The following is a 7,079-nucleotide window of genomic DNA, read 5'->3' on the forward strand; positions in this document are numbered from 1 at the left end:
CGTCGATGACCCAACTCATGCCTGGTTCTTCGCGTTACGCCGATAAGCGTTACGGCCTTTCGGCAATGCGCCGAGCCGCCTCCTCCGACCAGCCCAGGATGGCCTCGGTCAGCCCGCAGTTTGAGGTCGAGCGACAGGTTGTGCGGCCCGTACGGCGGCGAGATGCGGCGCTTGCGGGCCATCAGCGCCAGCACGCCCTCCCTGCTGGTCCCGCAGCGCCTGGGATGTCCCGTTTCCAGCACGCACAAGGCGTCCTCGCGGGCTCAGCGGCGACCGGACAACTAACGCGGGCCGCAGGTAGGCCTCGCTGCGCATGGTGCGGTCGGGCTCCACGTCGACCAGCCAACGCCGCAGCTCGGCCCGGCCGTCGTCGGTGATGGCGTACGTGCGCTTGCCGCGCGGCCCTTCCTCGACGCACTCGACGTGCCCGTCGGCGGCCAGCCGCGACAGCTCGGGATAGAGCTGGTGGTTGCGGGCATTCCAGATTTGCCGCAACGTGTCCTGGAAGATCCGGCCCAGCTGGTAGCCGCTGTTGGGGCTGACCGAGAGCAGCCCCAACAGCGCGTGCCGCAACGACATCAGGCGCTCCGCTCGGGTCCGGACCCATTTGACGCAGGCAGATACGCCGCCGCCTGGAGCGTGAACAGGTGCGCATAGCCCTCGTCGGCGGCCATCAGCTCGTCGTGCGTGCCGTACTCGGCCAGCTGGCCGTTGTCCAGCAACAGGATCCGGTCGGCCTGGCGCACGGTGGAGAACCGGTGCGAGATGTAGAGCGTGGTGCGGCCGTGGGAGAGATTGCGCAGCCGGGCGAACAGGTCGTGCTCGGCCTGCGCGTCCAGCGCGGAGGTGGGCTCGTCCAGGATCAGCAGGGGCGCGTCCCGCATGAACGCCCGGCTCAGCGCGATCTTCTGCCACTCGCCGCCGGACAGGTTGGCGCCCTCGTTGAACCAGCGGCCCAATGGCGTGTCCATGCCCATCCGCATGCCGGCGATCAGCTCGTCGGCCCCGCCCGCCTCGGCCGACCTCTCGATCAGCTCGCGGTCGGTGACGTGCTCGATGTCGCCGACGCCGATGTTCTCCGAGGCGCTGGCCTGGTAGGTCACGTAGTCCTGGAACATGGCGCTGATCTGGCGGCGCAGCGCGTCCGGGTCGAACTCGCGGATGTCGATGCCGTCCAACAGGATCCGGCCGCTGGTCGGGTCGTAGAGCCGGCACAGCAGCTTGAACAGGGTGGACTTGCCGGCGCCGTTTCGGCCGACGACCGCGGTGGTCTGACCCGGCCTGATCTCGAAGCTGACCCCGTTGAGCGCCACCGAGTCCGTGCCCGGATAGCCGAAGGTGACGTCCTCGAACACCACGTGGCCACGGACCGGCTCGGGCAGCGGCCGCGGGCGGGACGGCGCGATCACCGCGGGCTCGGTGGCCAGCAGCTTGTACAGGTTGTCCAAGTAGAGATTGTTCTCGTACATGCCGGTGAAGCCCGAGAACAACGACGACACCGACTGCTGCACGGCCGTCGAGGCCTGGGTGAACAGCAGCAGGTCGCCGACGGTGAGCCGGCCGTTGACCGCCTCCAGTGCGATGTACAGGTACGTCAGCGAAGCGGTGATGGTGGTGATCAGACCCCAACCCGTGCCGCGCAGGTTCCGCTCGGTGACCAGCTTGCGCTGCCGTCCGAAGTAGACGGCGCTGATCCGGCGGAACCGGTCGACCAGGTAGTCGCCGAGGCCGAAGAGCTTGATCTCCTTGGCATAGGTGTCGGTGGTGACCAAAGAGGACAGATACTCCATGCGGCGGCGAATCGGCGAGGTCCACACCGCGTAGACGTAGCTGCGGGCGCCGTAGCGGGAGTCGGCGATGAAGGCCGGGATCGGCGACAGCACGGCGATCAGGGCCAGCCACGGGTTGATCGACAGCAGCAGCGCGATCATGGACGTGAACGTGATGCCGGTGCGGACCAGCCCGAACACCGAGTTCAGCATGGCCACCGGCCGGGACGGCGCCTCGTCCTGGGCCTGCCGGATCAGGTCGTAGGAGGACGAGCCCTCGAAGAAGGAGAGGTCCAGCCGGCTGGCGTGGGCCATCACCCGCAGCCGGATGGTCTGCGACACCCGATCGTTGAGCAGCTGCTGGCTGATCGTGGAGACCGCCGTCATCATCGCGTTCACCACGTAGACGATCAGCTGCAGGCCGGCGACGCCGATGATCACCTGAATGGTCGTGAGCTCCAGCGGGCCGACACGCACCGCGTCCGGCAGGTGCCCGGTGTGCACGGCGATGGCGTGGGTCACGGAGTCGATCAGCAGCTTGGAGATGTAGGCCGTGGCCGTGGGCGTCAGACCGGCGATCACGGTGGCGAACACCAGCCACAGCGTGGGCCAGCGGCCGGCGTCCCAGGCCAGCTTGATCACCCGCGGCAGTCCCTTGACCAGGCCGCCCACCGACCGGCGCAACCGGCCGAGCCGGGACCGGAGGTCCTTGGGCTCGTCCGGCGGCTCCGGATCGGGAATGTCCACCGAGCCGGTCAGGCCGCTGTCCGGCACCGTGGTCGTCCTCGACCGCCGCCCCGGGCGACCACCACCCATCGTCACCGCAATCCCCCACACGTCGTACTCGACAGGTCGAACTCGATAGGTGAGTACGGTACACCGGATCGGACGCCAAAGTCACCGGAATAGCCCGTTGCCCCGGCCCTACCGTGGCAACCGTGGCTGCTGATCAGTTGCTCGACGGTGAGTGCCAGATCTGGTGGGCCCGACCCGACCAGGTGCCCGACGACGTGCTCGCCTCCGCCGTGCCGGAGTCGGAGCAGCGCCGCGCCGGCCGGTACCGGCAGCGCGTGGACCGGCAGCGGTCGCTGACCGGGGCGTGGCTGCTGCGGGCCGCCGTGGCCGCGCAGACCGGGGAACGGCCGTGCGAGGTGTTACTGGATCGCACCTGCACCGACTGCGGCCAGCAGCACGGACGCCCGCGGCTGCCCGCCGGCTCCGGCATCGAGGTGTCCGTCTCCCACGCCGGCGAGCGCGTCGCCGTGGCGCTGACCCGCCTGGGCGAGGTTGGCGTCGACGTCGAGCACACGCCGCTGATCGGGCACTTCGATCACGAGCTGGCGGAGAACACCTTGAGCGCCAACGAACTCTCCGCCCTGGACGCCTCCGAGAACCCCGGGGTGGACTTCCAACGGCTGTGGGTGCGCAAGGAGGCGCTGCTCAAGGCCACCGGGCACGGGCTGCGGATGCCCATGAGCCGCATCGAGGTCTCCCCCGCCGATCAGCCGCCGATGCTGCTGGCATGGCCGCTGGACATCCCCGTCGACCAGGTGCGGCTGGCGATGCTGGAACCCGGCCCCCGGCACCACGCCGCCGTCGCCGTGCTCACCGCGGCCGCGTTGCGGGTGCGGGAACTCGATGCGGACCTTCTGCTCTAAGCGGAACCTTTCCTCCGTGTAGGGTGGATCTCGCCCACGAACGACGGAGGGACGACAGACGTGTCCGACGCGATGCTGGCCGAGACCATCACCATCACCGGCGACGGCGGTGACGAGATCGAGGCGTACCTGGCCCGGCCCCTCGACACCACGCCGCGCGGCGGCGTGCTGGTGATCCACCACATGCCCGGTTACGACGAGGGCACCAAGGAGATCGTGCGCAGGTTCGCGGTGAACGGCTACAACGCCATCGCCCCCAACCTGTTCTGGCGCGTCGCCCCCGGCGCCAGCCCCGACGACGCCGCCGCGGCCGCCCGCGCGCAGGGCGGCGTGCCCGACTCGCAGGTGGTCGGCGACGCCGACGGCGCGATCCGCCACCTCAAGTCGCTGGAGTCCAGCAACGGCAAGGTCGGCGTCATCGGCTACTGCTCAGGCGGCCGGCACACCTTCCTGGTGGCCTGCTCGCTCCAGGTCGACGCCGCCGTCGACTGCTACGGCGCGTTCGTCACCCGCGGCCCCGACCCGGCCATGGGCATCACGACCATGGGGCCGCTGCTGGACATCGCGCCCAACCTGTCGGCGCCGCTGCTCGGCCTGTTCGGCGCCGACGACAAGTTCCCCACGCCGGAGGAGACCGCCGAACTGGAGGCAGTGCTCAAGCAGCACGGCAAGACCACCGAGTTCCACACCTACGAGGGCGCCAACCACGCCTTCTTCTCCGTGGAGCGCCCGAGCTACCGCTCGGAGGCCGCCGCCGACGGCTGGCTCAAGGTGTTCGACTTCTACGGCCGCCACCTCGCGTCCTGAAAGGACAGTCCCGATGTGCACGTACCTGACCGAGAAGGTCCTCCTCGACGGCGCGGGCAAGGGCGCGAGCGGCTGGTTCCGGCTGACCGACGGCTCCGTCTACGTGGACCACCCCACGCACGCCCGCTACACCCACACGCTGAACATCGACTTCCTCAACCCGGCCGACGGCCCCGGCGCCCGCGTCGCCGTGGAACTCACCGAGGAGGCGGCCCGAGCCCTGGCGGCCGCCATCACCGCCGCCCTCGACCACGCCCCCGCCGGCATAGCCTCGGAAAACCAGCCCTGACAAACCGCGAGTCCCGCTCTCGGGCAACTGAATGTCGAGTTCCGGAACTCGACATTCGCTTGCTGGAGAGCGGGACTCGCGGTGGTTGGTCAGTCGACGAAGTGGTTGTCGTGCTGGAGGAAGAACTCCAACCGCTCCTGGTCGGACAGTCCGGACACGGTCTTGAGCCCCTCGAAGTACGCCTCACGCGGCGCGCCCGGCGTGAACAGCAGCAGCATCGACGCCGGCTCGTCCGACTCGTTGCGGAACCCGTGCCGCCCGCCCGGCGGCACGTGCAGGAAGTCGCCCTCACGGGCGTCGACCCACTTGTCGCCGTTGAACAGCTTCATCGTGCCCGACAGGATGAAGAACGACTCGGTGATGGTGCGGTGGAAGTGGTCGGACGCGCCGCCGGCCCGCGGCAGCATGTCCAGCCGGTACAGGCCGAAGTCGCCGCCGGTGTCGGCGCCCGTGGCCAGGTAGCCGAACTTCGTGCCGGCCTTGCTGGTCAGGTCGGCCGGCGTCGAGGCGGGCCGCATCCAGGCCGTGACCTCGCCGCTCTCGCCGTCGTACCTGATCTCCGGATAGGACATCGTGTTCCCCCTGCGGGTCTGATGCAGGCAAGGACGCCTTACCCTCGCTCAACGCGGGTAAGGCGTCCTTGTCTGCATGAACGGACTCAGCTCTGGTAGGCCTCCATCGGCGGGCAGGAGCAGACCAGGTTGCGGTCGCCCTTGGCGCCGTCGATCCGCCGCACCGGCGGCCAGATCTTGGGCGCGTTGACGCCGGCCGGGAAGACGGCCTCGTGCCGGGTGTAGGGGTGCTTCCACTCCTGCTCGGTCAGGCAGGCCGCGGTGTGCGGGGCGTTGCGCAGCGGGTTGTCGTCCACCGGCCACTCGCCCGAGCCGACCCGGTCGATCTCCCGCCGGATCGCGATCATGGCGTCGCAGAAGCGATCCAGCTCGGCCAGGTCCTCGCTCTCGGTCGGCTCCACCATGAGCGTGCCGGCCACCGGGAAGGACATGGTCGGCGCGTGCAGGCCGTAGTCGGCCAGCCGCTTGGCCACGTCGTCCACGGTCACGCCGGTGGCCTTGGTGATGCCGCGCAGGTCGAGAATGCACTCGTGGGCCACGAAACCGCCCTCGCCGACGTAGAGCACCGGGAAGTACTCGTCGAGCCGGCGGGCCACGTAGTTGGCCGCCGCGACGGCGGTCAGGGTGGCCCGGCGCAGGCCGTCGGCGCCCATCATCCGCACGTACGCCCAGGAGATCGGCAGGATCGAGGCGCTGCCCCACGGGGCGGCGCTGATCGGGCCGACGCCGGTCTCGGGGCCGGCGGCCGGCTGCAGCGGGTGGTTGGGCAGGAACGGCGCGAGGTGCGAGCGCACGCCGATCGGGCCGACGCCGGGGCCGCCGCCGCCGTGCGGGATGCAGAAGGTCTTGTGCAGGTTCAGGTGCGACACGTCCGAGCCGAACTTGCCGTACTGGGCCAGGCCGATCAGCGCGTTCAGGTTGGCGCCGTCCACGTACACCTGGCCGCCGGCGTCGTGCACCAGGCCGCAGACCTCGCCGACGGTGTCCTCGTACACGCCGTGCGTGGACGGGTAGGTGATCATGATCGCGGCCAGGTCGTCGCTGTGCTCCGCGACCGTGGCGCGCAGGTGGTCCATGTCGATGTTGCCCTGATCGTCGCACTTCACGACGACGACCCGCATGCCGGCCATCACCGCGCTGGCGGCGTTGGTGCCGTGGGCGCTGGCCGGGATCAGGCAGACGTCCCGCTCGCCGTGCCCCTGGGAGCGGTGGTAGGCCCGAATGGCCAGCAGGCCGGCGAACTCGCCCTGGCTGCCGGCGTTGGGCTGCAACGACACTGCGTCGTAGCCGGTGATCTCGGCCAGCCACTGCTCCAGGTCGGTCACGATGGACAGCAGACCCTCCGCGTCCCCGGCCGGCGCGAACGGGTGCAGCCCCGAGAACTCGGGCCAGGTGACGGCCTCCATCTCGGTGGTGGCGTTGAGCTTCATGGTGCACGAGCCCAGCGGGATCATGCTGCGGTCCAGCGCGACGTCCTTGTCCGACAGGGCACGCAGGTAGCGCAGCAGCGCGGTCTCGGAGCGGTGCTGGTGGAACACCGGGTGGGTGAGGAACTCGCTGGTGCGGCGCAGGGCCGGCGGAATGCCGTCGGCGGTGTCGGCGTCCAAACCGTCCACATCGGACACGGTGACGCCGAACGCCTGCCACACCTGGGAAAGGTGCTCGCGGGTGGTGGTCTCGTCGCAGGCGATGCCGACGTGGTTCTCGTCGACCAGGCGCAGGTTCACGCCCAGCTCGCGGGCCTTGGCCACGACCTCGGCCGCGGTGCCGGGGACCTCGGCCAGCACGGTGTCGAACAGCTCGCCGTGCACGACGCCGACGCCGCCCTCGCACAGGCCGGCGGCCAGCACGGTGGCCATCCGGTGCGCGCGGGTGGCGATCGAGCGCAGGCCGTCGGGGCCGTGGTAGACGGCGTACATGGAGGCGATCACCGCGAGCAGGACCTGCGCGGTGCAGATGTTGCTGGTGGCCTTCTCGCGGCGGA

Annotated in this window: 7 protein-coding genes; 3 read left to right on the forward strand and 4 right to left on the reverse strand. The window is 70.0% G+C overall.

The genetic code is table 11. The features are described from left to right. Positions 1-108: 108 nt before the first annotated feature. Together KUTG_RS53030 and KUTG_RS06805 are read right to left on the reverse strand one after the other, a co-directional pair. Entirely contained in the window at positions 109-579 is a 471-nt protein-coding gene (locus KUTG_RS53030; protein WP_052394138.1) for a PadR family transcriptional regulator, read from the reverse strand. Then, on the reverse strand, positions 579-2,585 hold the full coding sequence (locus tag KUTG_RS06805; RefSeq protein ID WP_157495520.1) for an ABC transporter ATP-binding protein: 2,007 nt from the start codon (positions 2,583-2,585) through the stop codon (positions 579-581). Before KUTG_RS06805 ends, KUTG_RS53030 begins: the two co-directional genes overlap by 1 nt. A 122-nt stretch (positions 2,586-2,707) precedes the next feature. On the opposite strand from KUTG_RS06805, the gene KUTG_RS06810 reads away from it, so the two are divergent. Genes KUTG_RS06810 through KUTG_RS06820 form a run of 3 tightly spaced genes read left to right on the forward strand, consistent with a single transcriptional unit; the run spans position 2,708 to position 4,523 of the window. Further along, the gene (locus tag KUTG_RS06810) at positions 2,708-3,427 is read left to right on the forward strand and encodes a 4'-phosphopantetheinyl transferase family protein (RefSeq protein WP_157494368.1); all 720 of its coding nucleotides are present in this window, start codon (positions 2,708-2,710) and stop codon (positions 3,425-3,427) included. A gap of 60 nt (positions 3,428-3,487) precedes the next feature. Next, a complete protein-coding gene (locus tag KUTG_RS06815; protein WP_043715711.1) occupies positions 3,488-4,234 on the forward strand; it encodes a dienelactone hydrolase family protein in 747 nt (248 codons plus the stop codon). Positions 4,235-4,247: 13 nt separating this feature from the next. Further along, positions 4,248-4,523 (forward strand): DUF6295 family protein, encoded by a 276-nt coding sequence (locus tag KUTG_RS06820; RefSeq protein WP_043715712.1) that lies wholly within the window; start codon positions 4,248-4,250, stop codon positions 4,521-4,523. Between the two features lie 89 nt (positions 4,524-4,612). On the opposite strand, the gene KUTG_RS06825 is transcribed toward KUTG_RS06820, so the two are convergent. Both KUTG_RS06825 and gcvP read right to left on the reverse strand, forming a co-directional pair. Next, on the reverse strand, positions 4,613-5,095 hold the full coding sequence (locus KUTG_RS06825) for a cupin domain-containing protein (RefSeq protein ID WP_043715713.1): 483 nt from the start codon (positions 5,093-5,095) through the stop codon (positions 4,613-4,615). An 86-nt stretch (positions 5,096-5,181) separates the two neighbouring features. Next, positions 5,182-7,079, reverse strand: a 1,898-nt coding sequence (gene gcvP / locus KUTG_RS06830) for an aminomethyl-transferring glycine dehydrogenase (RefSeq protein ID WP_043715714.1), incomplete at its 5' end; no start/stop codon positions are given.

Origin of the sequence: Kutzneria sp. 744, assembly GCF_000568255.1 — a bacterium.
Classification (GTDB): Bacteria; Actinomycetota; Actinomycetes; order Mycobacteriales; family Pseudonocardiaceae; genus Kutzneria.